Here is a 15,636-nt window from a genome sequence, read left to right as displayed (position 1 = left end):
GATTCTTTAAAAATGATTTGTCGCTGATGATGGTGGAAGTGAATCTAAATAACTGATATTATTAGGAACAAATACGACATCATTTCAAAGGAGAATCCGTTCTCATGGAGAAAAGCATCGCAGAAATGCAACGTGAGGTTGATCAGTATATCTCCCAGTTCAAGGAGGGGTATTTCAGTCCTCTGGCCATGTTGGCCCGGATGTCTGAAGAGGTTGGGGAGCTCGCCAGGGAAGTGAATCATGAATTCGGCGAGAAGCCGAAGAAATCTTCCGAAGCAGCCAATTCCATTGCACTTGAGCTTGGAGATATTTTATTTATCACGATTTGTTTTGCGAACTCACTGGGAATTGATCTGGCTGAGGCGCACGACAAAGTCATGCATAAATTTAACACCCGCGATGCCAATCGGTGGACTCCCAAAAACACCGATTAGGCGTAGATTACATATGCTGTACCATCACCCGATCGGGGAGGGTCAGCTTAATGATGAAACCGGAAGAATATATGCAGCAGGCTTACCGCTGTATATTGCAAAATGATTTTGAGCAGGCGATTCGTTGGTTCGAGTCAGCCATTCATGCTCATCCAAAACATGCGGAGTTATATTATCGCTGTTCCATTACACACGCCCGCAGCAAACATCTGGTTCCAGCGCTTGAATATGCGCGCAAGTCGGTTGAATTGTCGCCAGGAACCGAAGAGTATATTTTACATCTGCAGACGTTGGAAGCAAAACAATTGACCTCCAGAGCGAAGTTGCTGTTGGAGCAGGCGGGTATTGCAACACAGGAGCGCTATGTGGAAGCGTCTACGCTTCTGCAAGAAGCAGTCAAACTTGATCCGCTCTCAGTGGAAGCTCATGTTATGCTTGCGCTGGCTTATAGTGATTTAAATGAATTTGACTATGCAATTCAGGCGCTGCGTGAGGCAATTTTGCTGGACCCGCAGAATGGGCAACTGCATCAGATGTTACAGGAAATCAAGCAACGTATGAAATCCATTCAATAAGAATTCATTTTGCAAAGATTTCTTTTGAGTAGAAATGGATTCAACGATATGATCCAACATAGCGAGGAGATGCAGTCAATATGAGTGAAGTAATCAGAGTTGCCGTGATCGGAGCGGCTGGCCGTATGGGCCGTGAAGTTGTGAAATTGGTACTTCAGGACCCGGAATTGGAGCTTGCAGCGGCTGTCAACCGCTCCGGAGCAGGCACGGATGCAGGAACCCTTGTTGGTTTGCCAGAGTGTGGGGTGCTGGTGACTGATGATATCGAAATGGCTTTTGCCGAAACAAAACCTCAGGTTATGGTTGATTTTACAGTACCACAATTTGCGTTTGCACATACTGAGATCGCGATCCGTCATGGAGTCAGACCTGTCATGGGTGTTACTGGCTTCACGCCGGAGCAGATCGAACAGTTGGACAAGCAGTGCCAGGACAAAGGAATTGGAGGGCTTATTGCCCCTAACTTCTCGATTGGTGCCATTTTGATGATGCGATTCGCAGCACAGGCTGCCAAACATATGCCAAATGTGGAGATCATCGAATATCACGGAGATCAGAAGCTGGATGCTCCTTCAGGAACTGCGATCAAAACAGCGGAACTGATTGCTGCCAATCGGGAAGAACTTCGTCAAGGTAATCCGAATGAGGAAGAAACGATTGAAGGATCACGCGGCGGGTATTACAATGGCTTCCGAATTCACAGTGTACGATTGCCTGGTGTATTCGCGCAGCAGGAAGTTGTTTTCGGAGACTATGGACAGTCACTCAAAATTCGGCATGACTCCTACGAGCGCGCAGGTTATATGCCTGGTGTTAAGATTGGTGTGCAAAAGGTTATGGAGTATACAGGAATGATCTACGGATTTGACCACTTTATCGACTAAAGGAGATTGTCATGTTGAAAATAGCATTTATCGCCCATGATCGTAAAAAAGAAGAGATGGTTAACTTCGTGACGGCATATGAGCCTGTTTTTACGGACCATCAATTATATTCTACAGGAACAACAGGCCTTCGTATTATGGAAGGAACGTCTCTGAAGATTCATCGATTCGAATCAGGCCCATTGGGCGGAGATCAACAGATTGGAGCTTTGGTTGCGCAAAATGAGATGGATCTGATTATTTTCTTGCGCGATCCATTGATGGCACAACCTCACGAGCCGGATATTAATGCGTTGCTACGTCTTTGTGATGTGCAGGGAATTCCACTTGCCACCAATATCGCAACCGCTGAGATTCTGGTTAAGGCTCTGGATCGTGGCGATTTTGCCTGGAGAGAGCTGGTACATAAGTACAAGCCGGAGGCTGGATTGAATTCAGGTGATTCCGAATGAGTCTGGATATTCTCATCTTTGGAGCACATGCAGACGACGCGGAGATTGGTATGGGTGGAACGATTGCCAAACATACCGCTGCCGGCTTGAAAGTAGGCGTGTGTGATCTGACTCGTGCTGAGATGTCTTCCAACGGAACAGTAGAGCGCAGAACCGAGGAAGCGGAGCAAGCCTCCCGCGTCCTCGGTCTTTCGTGTCGAACGAATCTGGGGCTTCCTGATCGTGGCTTATATCTTACGCCTGAACATGTACAGGAGGTGACGGCTGAGATACGGCGTCATGCCCCTCGGATGGTGTTTGCTCCGTATTGGGAAGATCGTCATCCGGATCATGTCAATTGCAGTAAGCTTGTACAGGAGGCTGTATTTAACGCCAAGCTTCGCAACTACATGCCGGACATGCCTGCCGTGCAGGTGAAGGAACTTTATTTTTACTTTATTAATGACATCGGGCCTACGGATTTGATTGTTGATATTACGGAACACTATGAGCAAAAAGAAACATCATTGCTCTCTTATCGTTCCCAATTCGAACTGGGAGACGGAGCGGTCTCGACGCCATTGAATCAAGGGTATATTGAACGTGTAAGAGCCCGTGATTCCTTGCTCGGACAACGCAGTCTCATCCCGTTTGCAGAAGGTTTTGCTACAATTACACCTTACGTGGTTCATCAATTTGGCCCGGGTGCCCAATAAACGATTTCACATTTTACGTTTAATGAAACGAAGGGTTTCATTATTCCATTGCATTATATCAACCTGCATGAAGCGGGAGATCAAAGGAGCGTCCACAGGATGGATAAAAAGCTAAAAATCGGCATCACCTGTTATCCGTCCCTCGGCGGGTCTGGCGTTGTCGCAACGGAGCTGGGCAAATTACTTGCCGAACAGGGGCATCAGGTTCATTTTATTGCCAACAGTATCCCGTTCAGACTGGGTACGTTCCAGAAAAATATTTTTTATCATGAAGTTGAAGTAAATGATTATTATGTTTTCCGTTACCCTCCGTATGACCTGTCACTGGCAACAAAGATGGCTCAGGTGGCTAAGTCACAGCAGCTGGATCTGCTGCATGTTCATTATGCCGTGCCCCACGCAGTATGTGCCTTTCTTGCGAAACAAATGGTAGGGGACGGCCTTAAAGTGGTTACCACGTTACACGGAACGGATATTACGGTTCTGGCTCAGGATGAATCTCTGAAGGATCTGATCCGTCTAGCCATTAATGAAAGTGACGCGGTTACTGCCGTATCACAAGATTTGATTCGAGAAACGGTCGAATTGCTGGATATTCAGCGTCCAATCGATCTAACCTATAATTTTATTGACAAACGAATATATTATCCGCGGGATGCTGCCAGTCTGCGAAGAGACTTTGCTACGCCTGACGAAAAAATATTAATGCACATCTCCAATTTCCGACCGGTGAAAAGAACTCAGGATGTGGTAGAGGTCTTCCGTCAGGTACAGGAGCAGGTTCCTGCCAAACTGTTATTTGTTGGTGAAGGACCTGATTTGCCGAAGATGCAATGGAAGATTAATGATCTCGGCTTGAATGATAAAGTTCATTTCCTTGGCAAACAGGATGACATTGCTCAGGTCATTTCCATGGCAGACGTGTTGATGCTTCCATCGGAGAAGGAAAGTTTCGGACTTGTGGCGCTCGAAGCAATGGCTTGTGGCGTACCCACAATCGGTTCACAGGCCGGAGGAATTCCGGAACTGGTCTTACATGGTAAGACGGGGTATTTATCCGCGATTGGGGATACACAATCCATGGCCGAGAACACCATCCGTTTATTGACGGACGATCGTTTGGCTGCTGAGTTCAGGGAAGCATGTCTTCAGCGCGCGCATCACGACTTTTGCAATGATGCTATTCGGCATGAATATGAACAGATATATTACCGGGTGTTGGGAAGGGAAGTTCCGAATCTGAAGCCGGTTTGCGGTTAATCATTTCTTTGACGAAATCATACTGTGCATACCACAACAGGCAAGAGAAGAGGTGATATGTGGTGGTTCAATGGACACAGGTAGATCGTGAAATGGCAATGCAGAGTGAGAATGTACTCACAACATTAAACAAACATGGCTACAAGGCATATTGGGTAGGTGGTTGCGTTCGTGACGAATTGCTGGAACGTGTTGTGGACGATATGGATATCACGACATCTGCTTCTCCTGAGCAAGTCATGGAACTGTTTGACGATTGTATTCCTACAGGTTTACAACACGGTACGGTTACCGTTCGTTCAGGCGGTTATTACTTTGAAGTGACCACATTTCGAACAGAATCCGAATATCAGGATAATCGCAGACCTGCTGCGGTTCAATTTGTTCAGGATATCAAGGAAGACTTACAGCGGCGCGACTTCACGATGAACGCTCTGGCTATGGACGTCACTGGGACAATCGTTGATCCGTTCGGTGGACAGGCAGATATCAAGGAAGAGCGAGTCAGATGTGTGGGTTCTGCGATGGAACGATTTGGTGAAGATGCACTGCGGATGCTCCGCTGTGTCCGGTTTGCTTCCGTATTTGATTTCAAAATTGCCCATAACACGTGGAAGGGTCTTGTAAGGCAGAAAGACCTGCTTCAACATATAGCAATGGAACGGGTACGTACCGAGATGGTAAAAATGATGTCTGGACCGCATCCTTTAAGAGGGTTGGAGCTGTTATACAGAAGTGATTCCCTTGCGCATATCAAAGCGCCGGTAAGCTCGACCCGATTTAACAAGATGTTGTTATCCAATTTGGAACAATTGTCAGGTCAGCATGTGTTGCTTCGTTGGTCACTCATCCTGATTGCTGGCGGTTATAGCAAGGATGAAGCAGATGTATTATTACGTCAGTGGACATTCTCCAATGAACATCGTTCTCGTATAACAGGGGTCCTTCAGGTGGAACAGTTGATTCATACTTCCGTTCAGGAGCCGAAGGATACGGTCAGTCTCCGTTCCGATTGGATCGTTACTGTTCTGGCTTGTGGCGTTCAGGCGGCGGATGATTGGCTTCGAATACAGTCTGCACTGCCAGCAGAATGGCGGAATCAGTCCGAACCGGCAGAAATGCAGGTTGTATTAGTACAAGAGCTTGCAGCCGAATGGAGTCAATCGATCCCTGTGCATGACTTGAAAGAGTTGGATATTACAGGGGAACAAGTGTTACAAATGGTGCAGCGCAAAGGCGGGCCTTGGCTGGGGCAACTAATGAAACATTTGTTACGAGAAACGGCGATTGGAACGATAGCGAATCAGCATGAAGCACTAAGTGCAGAAGTGAAGCGGGTGGTTCAAGATGACCAAACATGAAGATCTGTTACATATGTTATTAAATGCAGAAGGACGATTCGTATCGGGTGAAGAGATCAGCCGTAATCTGTCCATCAGTCGGACCGCTGTGTGGAAACATGTGAACAAGTTGCGAGACATGGGTTATGAGTTTGAAGCGGTATCCCGCAAAGGATACCGTCTGTTAACGAAGCCGGATAGCATTGACGCTACTGGCCTCCAATTGGCCCTGGATACAACCGTATTTGGCCGTAAGGCTGTTTTGTTGGCTTCGACCCTGTCTACGCAAGGGGATGTTCTCAAGCTAGCTGAGCAAGGGCAGGCAGAAGGCGCTGTGGTCATTGCGGAAGAACAAACAGGAGGAAGAGGACGTTTCGGTCGACAGTGGTTCTCTCCTCCGGGTAAAGGAATCTGGATGAGTGTCCTGTTACGCCCTGATCTACCACTTCAGCATACGCCGCAGCTAACTTTATTAACAGGAGTGGCTGTATGTCGTGCCGTTCGAGCTTGTTCAGGAGCTGATGCGGGCATCAAATGGCCAAATGATGTGTTGATTGACGGACGCAAGGTATGTGGCATATTGCTTGAATCTACGGTAGAAGATCATGAAGTCAGATACTGTATCGCAGGTATAGGCGTTGACGTGAACTTTGATCCCGAGGATTATCCGGAAGATCTGACCACAATCGCTACTTCGCTCAAGATGGAGACGGGTCAATCCGTTGATCGCACCAAACTAACGGCTGCCATTTTGACGGAGCTTGAACAGTTGTATTTTTTGTATCAAAAAGAAGGATTTGGCGTAATCTCAGCTCTATGGGAGGCCCTGTCCGTATCGATGAATCGAGAGATTACAGTGACGAATCCTCATGGTGTCATTGAAGGGAAGGCAATTGGTCTTGACCCTTCTGGTGCACTTATCGTGGAGAAGCACGATGGAGAACATACACTAATCATCTCTGGTGAGATTTCCTGGAAATCATAAACAATTTGTCGAATTTCCACTGGTAAAATGAACATAAGACGTGAAGTTTGAGCAGAACTTTGGTATACTGTGTTCGTGAGGCGATATCGGCAAATGCAGACCGAATTGCACTCCCGTAACAGTAACCTTTGTTCTGCTTTGATGTGTTTTATACAAGCAGACCGCAGTGCAAGAATGAAATACGTTTAAGTGAGTTGTTGGATTCTGCTCTGAGCCGAAGAGGACCGAGACAGAAGGGACGATCGCAAGTGACTCTTTTTTGACTTTTCGGGACTTTTTAGTGGAAAACTAAAAGGTTTTTTTTGTTGCGTTTATTTGAAAAGAAGAAAGGAGCCATGAAAAAAATGGCGAACAAACAAGCGTTGAATATTGTGAAAATGAAAAAATATAAGCAGGATGGCGTGCCGCTTACCATGATCACGGCTTACGATTATCCAACAGCGCTCCTCGCAGAGGAAGCAGGTATCGATCTAATCCTGGTTGGTGATTCACTCGGCAATGTAGTACTGGGTTATAATTCGACGCTTCCGGTGACCATCGACGACATGGTATACCACACACGTTCCGTAGTGCGCGGTGCTGAGAAGACGTTTATTGTGGCTGATATGCCTTTTATGACGTATCATGGCAGCGTGGATGAGACGCTTAAGGGTGTCCGTCGACTGATGCAAGAGGGGCATGCCCATGCGGTTAAAATGGAAGGCGGAGTTGAGATAGCGGACACCGTCAGAGCAGTTGTGCAAGCAGGCGTGCCTGTTCTTGGACATATCGGACTGACACCTCAATCGGTTAATCAGATTGGTGGTTACCGCATTCAGGGCAAGGATGCAGCGGATGCGAAACGTCTGATGGACGAAGCCAAAGCCTTGGAAGCTGCAGGTGCGTTTGGCATTGTGCTTGAACTGGTTACGGAAGAAGTTGCACGGGCGATCTCGGAGGAACTGTCCATCCCTACCATCGGAATTGGAGCAGGACGAGGCTGTGATGGTCAGGTACTGGTATTCCACGATGTGGTTCAATACGCCTCTCCGTATACGCCCAAACGATTTGTCAAAACCTATGGAGATGTGGGTACATTAATCAGAACCAGCATCGAAGCTTACGTGAAAGAAGTGAAAGATCGTTCGTTCCCGGCCGAAGAGCATGTATTCAATGCGGCGGATGGTGTTCTGGATCAACTGTACGGCGGACAACGCAAGGAAAAGGTGGCGAGTAACTCATGAAAGTATTACGGACAATCGCAGAGTTAAGACAGGAACTAAGTTTGAAGCGTCAAGCGATTCGGTCCAGTGCGTCTGTTGTAGGTCTTGTACCAACAATGGGTTATCTTCATCAAGGTCATGCAAGCTTGATGCAGGCAGCCAGACAACAGAGCGATATCGTGGTATTAAGCATATTTGTTAATCCAATTCAATTTGGCCCTAATGAAGATTTTGACAGCTATCCGCGGGATGAAGCCAGAGATGTGGAAACAGCACGCTCACAAGGAGTGGATATCGTATTTATTCCCTCTGTTGAAGAGATGTATCCACAGGCAACGCAAACGACCGTATCTGTCTCAAAACTGACGGAGCGCTTATGTGGCGCTTCACGTCCAGGACATTTTGACGGGGTAACAACTGTAGTCTCCAAGCTCTTCAACATCGTACAGCCACAGCGTGCATTTTTTGGAATGAAAGACGCTCAGCAGGTTGCGGTCATTCAACAGATGGTGAATGATTTGAATATGCCTGTAGAAATTGTACCCTGTCCGATTGTTCGCGAAGAGGATGGCCTTGCCCTCAGTTCACGTAACGTCTACCTTAACCCAGAACAGCGCACACAGGCCTTGGTTCTATCGAAGGCACTACGTGCAGCTCAGGAAGCCGCAGATACAGGTGTAGCTACTACAGCCGCAGATATCCGTCGTATTCTGCGCGAGCACATTGCAACCTCACCGCTTGCCGTTATCGACTACGCCGAGATTCAGGCTTTTCCAAGTCTGGAGCCGCTCACAGATCAGGAAGAAGTTCAAGGCCGTGACGATCTGCTCATTGCACTTGCGGTGAAATTCGGAAAAACAAGATTGATTGACAATATAAGGTTGCAAAAATCGGAGGTACTGTCCCATGTTTAGAACACTGATGAAATCCAAAATTCACCGGGCTACGGTAACGGAAGCCAACTTGAACTATGTGGGTAGTATTACCATAGATGAAGACTTGATGGAAACATCCGACTTGATGGAAAACGAGAAAGTGCAAATTGTGAACAACAACAATGGTGCACGTCTGGAAACATATGTGATTCCAGGACCACGCGGAAGCGGGGTCATATGTCTTAACGGCGCAGCTGCACGTCTGGTACAGCCTGGAGATAACGTCATTATCATTTCTTACGCCATGATGTCGCAAGAAGAGGCAAATACTCACAAACCAACCGTTGTATTTGTAGATGGACAGAATAAACCTGTACAAACGATGAAACAGGAAGTCCACGCAACAATTATGTAATCGACTGGTAAGGAGAATGAAATCGGCCCTTGAAGCAAAAAATGAGTACAGGTCACTGCACTAATCCATTTTTTCAAGGGTGGGGATGCATCGATGTTCCAGCATGTTTTCGCAGAAATGAACGACATGTTAGATGAAATTATCAAGAGCTATCCTTCCGCTGAAGGCCTGAACAAACAAGAATTGTTGCAAAAGTGGAACTTGCTTAAGCGGATGAGTGACGGAATGCTGGATGAATGGCTGATGTTTGAAGAAAAGATGAGCCAGGTGAGGGAGCGAGAGATGGATAAGCCTGCTTCCCTTGAACCGGAACAGGAAGCTGTTACCGCTCTGCCTGAACTCCATCTGGAATGTTTCAGTCGAGGTCAGGGTTATTTCAAATTACAGATGTATCCGCAGGCGATCATGCAATTCTCCCGGGTTGTGACCGACCATCCGGAGAGTGCATTAACTCGTTTTTACCTGGCGCTGGCGTATCTGAATCTGGAACAAATGGCGGAAGCCGGAACACATTTACAGCAGATCATGTACCTTAAAGGTTCACCTCGCTTGAAAGGGCTTGTGTGTAACGCCCTGGGCTGTATTCAAGTCAAGCTTGCGAATCCCGAAGCTGCATGTTCACTCTTTGCACAGGCCCTTCAGTATGACCCGACATTGACCGAACCACTGTACAACATGGAAGCTTGCAGGTTGAACAGGGGAAAATTGCAATATGCTAATCAGCTGACGACCCTTCATTAAGCGGGAATTCGGCGACAAAAAAACGGTGTTCCCTCCTTTGGCATAGCGGCGGGGACACCGCTTTTTTGTTAGTTAATTTTCAAATCCCCTTTTTTTTGCTATGCTGTAACATAGACTGGAATGGAAGGGACCGTACATTGCAATGAAATTTGCCGTATTGGATTTCGAAACAACCGGCACGCAGTCCGACGGTGAGATTATACAGGCCGGACTTGCCATCATAGATCATGACTACAGCATAACTCAAATATATAGTTCTTATGTGAACCCTGGTGTACCGATTCCCCCGTTTATTTCGGGGTTGACGGGTATTACCGATGCAGATGTGGCGGACGCTCCTTCACTCGAAGAGATGATGATGGAGATGGTTCCGCTGCTTAATGATGTGGTGCTTGTTGGACACAACGTCGCTTTTGATTTTCACTTTTTGCAGAATGCTCTTGACCGTTGCGGTTATTTGCCGTTCACTGGCCGCATTCTGGACACGATTGATTTTCTGAAGATCACATTCCCATCACTGGGTTCTTATCAACTCGGTTATGTGTCTTCCGAATTTGGATTTCAACATGATCGCCCTCACCAGGCAGACAGTGATGCACTGGCGACAGCCTATGTGCTACTCAAGTGTCTGGATGAGTTAAAGGAATTACCGCTCATAACGATTCAGCGCCTCAGTGACCTGTTTGCACCAGAAGACAGTGACTTGGGTTGGTTCTTGGACGGGATGCGCAGTGAGAAGGAAGCAGAGCCGATTCAGGATCTGGACGGACATACCTATTATCGTCAGCTTGCTCTTAATGTAAGTGATTGGACCGATATTGGTGCACCACGCGATGAGCGGGAGGCTAACCCCCTCGATGGTGTAAGCTTCGAACAGTTTATGGACCAGGTTCGGGAGAACCTGAAGGATACGCTGGATCATTACGAAGAGCGTGAAGCGCAGACTCAGATGTTCAGCAGTGTAAGGCAAGCCCTGGATGAAGAGAAACATCTCTTGATCGAAGCTGGAACGGGTACCGGTAAATCTCTAGGGTATCTGTTGCCTGCTATTTACGAAAGTGTGAAGCAAGAACAGAAAGTTATGGTTAGCACGCATACGATCAATCTGCAGGAGCAATTGAGAGAGCGGGACATTCCGATGCTGACTCAAGTGGTTCCGTTCCCGTTTAAGGCTGCTGTATTCAAAGGACGTGGACATTACCTGTGCCTGCGCAAATTTGAACACAAAATCAATAAACGTGAATTCGCCACACCGAAAGAGGATTATTTCACAGCTGCTCAGATGATCGTCTGGCTTACGCAGACCGAAACCGGAGATGATGAGGAACTTAACCTTAGCGGACGCGGAGGGGACTTCTGGGAGACCGTACAGAGTGAATCCGAATCATGTCTGGGAAGATCCTGTCCATGGTTCCGTAAATGCTTCTACCATCGTGCCAAACATGAAGCAGGGTTGTCTGATATCGTAATCACCAATCACTCCAAATTATTTACGGATGTGAAAGCCGCGCATCAGCTGCTGCCAGCCTATGAGAGTCTTGTGATCGATGAGGCACATCATCTGGAGGATGTCGCTGGTAAACATCTTGGAATGCATATGAAATATTTCACCTTGGTTCATACACTGACCCGCCTATTTAAAGACAGTCGTAATGGTCAGCTACCTATGCTTCGTTCGCAGTTTTCCGGGCATGAAAATTCGGTGCAATGGGGCTCCATGGTGGATCAGATGTTCCCGCTTGCTCTTGAAGTTAAGGAGCTGTGGGATCGTATGAGCGATGCCTTGTTTGGTCTCTTGCCTGAACGAAGTGATGCTTCACCGGGAGAGACGGGGCAATTTTCACTGCGTCTGAAAGCATCTCAGAAACCTGCAAAATGGCAGGAGTTGCAGGATCTGGAGAACCAGATTTATGTGACTCTGGGCGATTTGGTTCGCAAAGGGGACAAATTGCTGCTTGAAGTGAAAGAGGATCAGGATGATTATCAATCGGATAGTCTGATCACGGACATTACAGGATTGCTGAAAGATCTGACCACATTGAAGGAGAATCTACGTTTCTTCATGCGTATGGATGACGCCAAAACGGTGTACTGGATGGAAGCCAGCGGTCAGTTCCGCAGTAAATCTCTTCAGCTGTATGCCGTACCTGTAGATGTCAGTGCCCAACTTAAGGATTTATTTTTTGACAAAAAGAAAAGTGTTGTGCTTACATCGGCTACGCTCTCGGTAGATAAGTCATTCCAGTTCATGATTGAGCAGCTTGGCTTACAGGAAGCCTCTGAGAATAATCGGCTGTTAACGTCGATGCTGCCATCACCTTTCAACTATCGCGATCAGGCACTTCTGGTGATTCCGCGTGATTTCCCGAGTGTGAAGGGAAGTGTGGGTGATGCGCACTTTGTTAATATGCTGGTGCAATCACTTGCAGAGACGGCAATTGCTACGCGTGGACGCATGATGGTTCTGTTTACTTCATACAAGATGTTGCGACAGGTCTATGATCCGCTGAAGGAGGCACTGTCTGGCAACGACATCTCGTTGCTTGGGCAAGGCGTTGACAGTGGAAGTCGTTCCAAATTGACTCGCAGGTTCCAAGATGCCAAAGCAACGGTACTTCTGGGCACAAGCAGCTTCTGGGAGGGTGTAGATATCCCGGGAGAGGCGTTAACTTGTCTCGCTATTGTGCGACTGCCGTTCCAGCCACCGAATCATCCGTTGGTGGAAGCCAAGAGTGAGTTGCTTCAGGAGCAGAAGAAAAATCCGTTCATGAAACTGTCCGTGCCACAAGCGGTCATTCGTTTCAAACAGGGATTTGGCCGATTGGTACGTACAGCAAAGGACAGAGGAATTGTCATTGTTTATGATACACGGGTGATTGAAGCGTATTATGGTAAATTCTTTTTATATTCATTACCTGGACCCAAAATGGAGCATATGCTCACGGAGCAGATGGTTCCACGAATTACCGAGTGGTTGGAAAAACCTGCTAATGAACAAAAATAATGGTTGTTTTGTTCGTTATATCATTGCATGACACTATCGTTTGGCGTTAAACTTTATTAGATATTTCCGTATCCGATTAAAGTAGTTGCACGTAAGAACTTATAACCTAAATTACAAGGAGCATTCTGTATAAAATGTCACGTTTATCTTTGAGTTTTATACAGAATGCTCATCTTTTCATCTATTATTTTATCGTGGCCTTGGTAAGGGGGAGCAAGAATGAAATCGGATAAAATTTCGGAAGCGGTGGTACGACGTCTGCCTGTTTACTTGCGTTATTTGAACGAGTTGCATCAGCGTGAGGTGGCTACTGTTTCTTCTCAAGAGCTTGGACAGAGGCTGGATCTGAATCCGGCCCAAATTCGTAAAGACCTGGCTTACTTCGGTGATTTTGGTCGTAAAGGGATCGGGTATGATGTATCCTATTTGATCGAGAAAATTCGTCACATTCTCAAAATCGATCAGCAAATTAATGTAGCTCTGGTAGGAGCGGGTAACCTCGGTCAAGCCTTGTCCAACTACAACGCATATCTGAAAGACAACATGAAGATTGTTGCTGTATTTGATGCATATGGACCGAAGATAGGTAGTCAAATCAACAGTTTGACGGTAAAACCAATGGATGAATTGACGGAAGCGGTTAAAATGGAAAACATTCGCATCGGAATTATCACGGTTCCGGATACGGAAGCCCAAAATGTAGCCGATCAGCTTATTGAATCAGGAATTGAAGCGATCCTTAATTTTGCACCAACCATTCTAAAAACACCGCCGCATATCCGCATTCACCATGCTGACTTTACAACAGATCTGCTTAGTTTGGCCTATTACTTGGATACTGGAAAGGACGACGAGGAAGATGACAACAAATAGATGGGTAATTCACAATGGCAAATTTGCTGTTAATGAAGGCGGCACAACATGGAACGTGGTCCAAGGATACATGGTTGTTGAGAATGACAAGATTGTGCATATTGGTGAGACATTGCCGGATGAAGACAAAAATTGTACCAAAGTGGATGGAAAAGGACTGTTCTTCCTGCCGGGTCTGATCAATACGCATGGTCATGCAGCGATGTCGTTGCTCAGAGGGCACGGAGACGATCTTGCATTGCAAGTATGGTTGCAGGAAAAAATGTGGCCGATGGAAGCGAAAATGACTTCAGAAGATGTATATTGGGGAACTTCGCTATCAGTGCTTGAAATGTTGAAAGGCGGAACTACAGCTTTCCTGGACATGTACGATCACATGGATCAAGTTGCCAAAGTTGTGGAGCAATCCGGCGTTAGAGCGGCACTGGCACGTGGTGTAATCGGGCTGTGCTCGGAAGAAGAACAATTGCGGAAGCTGGAGGAGTCGGCAGCGTTTGCACGTGAGTGGAATGGACAGGCAGATGGTCGCATTACAACCGTAATCTCGCCACACGCCCCATATACATGCCCTCCTGACTACATAGAGAAGCTTGTGCAGGTCGCGAACGACCTAAACCTTCCCCTTCATACACATATGTCGGAAACGCTTCGTGAAGTCGAGCAGAACGTGGCTGATTATGGACTGCGTCCTGTGGCACATCTGGAGAAACTGGGCTTTTTCTCTCGTCCATCCCTGGTTGCACATGCGGTGCATCTGAATGACGAAGAGATTGAGATTCTGGCCCGCCATGATGTGGCTGTATCCCATAACCCGGGAAGTAATCTGAAACTCGCTTCCGGTGTTGCGCGGGTACCTGCGTTGCTGAAAGCAGGAGTTACCGTGTCACTCGGAACAGACGGTCCAGCAAGTAACAACAACCTGGATATGTTCGAGGAAATGAGACTGGCTGCATTGATTCACAAAGGTGTATCTGGTGACCCGACGGCAGTGCCAGCAGGCGAAGCGTTATTACTCGGAACGTCATACGGTGCCAAATCCATCTTCTTGAATAATACCGGAGCACTTCAGGTTGGCATGAAGGCTGATTTTATCGCCCTTAACATTGAACAGGCACATTTCTATCCACATACAGACCTGATCTCACATACGATTTACTCGGCTTCTGCCAAAGATGTTGAACACGTATGGGTGGATGGAAAACAAGTAGTGAAACATGGCGAATGTCTGACGCTGGATGAAGAACGCATTTTGCGTGAGTCTCAATTGGCATTTGATGGTCTGCTTGCTCGTTAATTGCAGGACAGCATCATAGGGAAAGGAAGTTCGGCTTTTGAAGAAAAAAAAGAAGTGGATATGGATTTCGCTGCTTGCACTGGTTCTGATTCTGTTTGGACTTCAGCGTTATTACGTTCATGTCACGCAGGACCAACGCAAGGAAGAAGCGCTCGCCATACAAGCAGCACAGGAGCAACTGGGCATTACATCCTATGATGAATTGCGTAAGTACATCTGGGGAGACAAAGAAGGCTCTGACAACATCTACTGGACCCTGATCGGCAAAAACAAGGATAACCAGGATGTTATGGTCTGGGTTAAGTTCGACGCAAACAATCAACCGGTTAAGGGTGCAAACGCTGTACACAGTGAGCTGCTGCAGAATGGCATGTCCGAAGCGCAGATACGCAATCGCTTCAGTTCTGAAGTTCCTGCCGGTGAGATTAAACGAATCATGCCCGGAGTTGTGAATGGAATATATGTGTGGCAAGTGTATTATAAAGACGGTACGCATAACCACTATCGCTTTTATCGTTTTAGCAACGGAGAACAGGTGGACCTGGTCTACACACTCCCGAACAGCTAGAACAAATAGAGTGACATAACTAGAGAATGTAAAGAAATG

General features: G+C 46.9%; 16 protein-coding genes. All 16 read left to right on the top strand.

The window, feature by feature from the left end:
* Window positions 1-104 precede the first annotated feature (104 nt).
* Window positions 105-434: a nucleotide pyrophosphohydrolase gene (locus tag NST38_RS19040; RefSeq protein WP_076250011.1), complete on the top strand. Its 330-nt coding sequence runs from the start codon at window positions 105-107 to the stop codon at window positions 432-434.
* 50 nt (window positions 435-484) lie between these two features.
* Complete coding sequence (locus tag NST38_RS19035) at window positions 485-1,009, top strand: tetratricopeptide repeat protein (protein ID WP_017687733.1); 525 nt, start codon at window positions 485-487, stop codon at window positions 1,007-1,009.
* Window positions 1,010-1,089: 80 nt separating this feature from the next.
* Window positions 1,090-1,893 (top strand): 4-hydroxy-tetrahydrodipicolinate reductase, encoded by an 804-nt coding sequence (gene dapB / locus NST38_RS19030; protein WP_036607633.1) that lies wholly within the window; start codon window positions 1,090-1,092, stop codon window positions 1,891-1,893.
* Window positions 1,894-1,904: 11 nt separating this feature from the next.
* Window positions 1,905-2,345: a methylglyoxal synthase gene (gene mgsA / locus NST38_RS19025; protein WP_017687735.1), complete on the top strand. Its 441-nt coding sequence runs from the start codon at window positions 1,905-1,907 to the stop codon at window positions 2,343-2,345.
* A complete protein-coding gene (gene bshB1, locus NST38_RS19020) occupies window positions 2,342-3,040 on the top strand; it encodes a bacillithiol biosynthesis deacetylase BshB1 (protein WP_076250012.1) in 699 nt (232 codons plus the stop codon). Before mgsA ends, bshB1 begins: the two co-directional genes overlap by 4 nt.
* A 99-nt stretch (window positions 3,041-3,139) precedes the next feature.
* Window positions 3,140-4,300 (top strand): N-acetyl-alpha-D-glucosaminyl L-malate synthase BshA, encoded by a 1,161-nt coding sequence (gene bshA, locus NST38_RS19015; RefSeq protein WP_036672009.1) that lies wholly within the window; start codon window positions 3,140-3,142, stop codon window positions 4,298-4,300.
* A 62-nt stretch (window positions 4,301-4,362) separates the two neighbouring features.
* Window positions 4,363-5,661: a CCA tRNA nucleotidyltransferase gene (locus NST38_RS19010; protein ID WP_036672006.1), complete on the top strand. Its 1,299-nt coding sequence runs from the start codon at window positions 4,363-4,365 to the stop codon at window positions 5,659-5,661.
* A complete protein-coding gene (locus NST38_RS19005; RefSeq protein WP_047843547.1) occupies window positions 5,648-6,625 on the top strand; it encodes a biotin--[acetyl-CoA-carboxylase] ligase in 978 nt (325 codons plus the stop codon). The genes NST38_RS19010 and NST38_RS19005 overlap by 14 nt, the downstream gene beginning before the upstream one ends.
* 344 nt (window positions 6,626-6,969) lie before the next feature.
* Entirely contained in the window at window positions 6,970-7,848 is an 879-nt protein-coding gene (panB, locus tag NST38_RS19000) for a 3-methyl-2-oxobutanoate hydroxymethyltransferase (RefSeq protein ID WP_076250598.1), read from the top strand.
* The gene (gene panC / locus NST38_RS18995) at window positions 7,845-8,741 is read left to right on the top strand and encodes a pantoate--beta-alanine ligase (protein ID WP_076250013.1); all 897 of its coding nucleotides are present in this window, start codon (window positions 7,845-7,847) and stop codon (window positions 8,739-8,741) included. Before panB ends, panC begins: the two co-directional genes overlap by 4 nt.
* Window positions 8,734-9,117, top strand: coding sequence for an aspartate 1-decarboxylase (gene panD / locus NST38_RS18990; RefSeq protein WP_017687742.1), 384 nt, complete (start codon window positions 8,734-8,736; stop codon window positions 9,115-9,117). Before panC ends, panD begins: the two co-directional genes overlap by 8 nt.
* 117 nt (window positions 9,118-9,234) lie before the next feature.
* Entirely contained in the window at window positions 9,235-9,858 is a 624-nt protein-coding gene (locus tag NST38_RS18985) for a tetratricopeptide repeat protein (RefSeq protein WP_306068488.1), read from the top strand.
* A gap of 142 nt (window positions 9,859-10,000) precedes the next feature.
* Window positions 10,001-12,862 carry an ATP-dependent DNA helicase DinG gene (gene dinG / locus NST38_RS18980; RefSeq protein WP_076250015.1) on the top strand — a complete coding sequence of 954 codons (2,862 nt, stop codon included), beginning with the start codon at window positions 10,001-10,003 and terminating at the stop codon, window positions 12,860-12,862.
* A gap of 219 nt (window positions 12,863-13,081) precedes the next feature.
* Entirely contained in the window at window positions 13,082-13,735 is a 654-nt protein-coding gene (locus tag NST38_RS18975) for a redox-sensing transcriptional repressor Rex (RefSeq protein WP_076250016.1), read from the top strand.
* Window positions 13,722-15,029, top strand: a complete 1,308-nt coding sequence (locus tag NST38_RS18970) for an amidohydrolase (RefSeq protein WP_076250017.1) — start codon at window positions 13,722-13,724, stop codon at window positions 15,027-15,029. Before NST38_RS18975 ends, NST38_RS18970 begins: the two co-directional genes overlap by 14 nt.
* 37 nt (window positions 15,030-15,066) lie before the next feature.
* Entirely contained in the window at window positions 15,067-15,597 is a 531-nt protein-coding gene (locus NST38_RS18965; RefSeq protein WP_047843541.1) for a DUF5590 domain-containing protein, read from the top strand.
* Window positions 15,598-15,636 lie beyond the last annotated feature (39 nt).

The organism is Paenibacillus sp. FSL H8-0104 (genome assembly GCF_038050215.1).
Taxonomy (GTDB): Bacteria; Bacillota; Bacilli; order Paenibacillales; family Paenibacillaceae; genus Paenibacillus; species Paenibacillus amylolyticus.
Note: the sequence above shows the minus strand (reverse complement) of the source record. Positions and strands in the feature narration are given on the sequence as shown.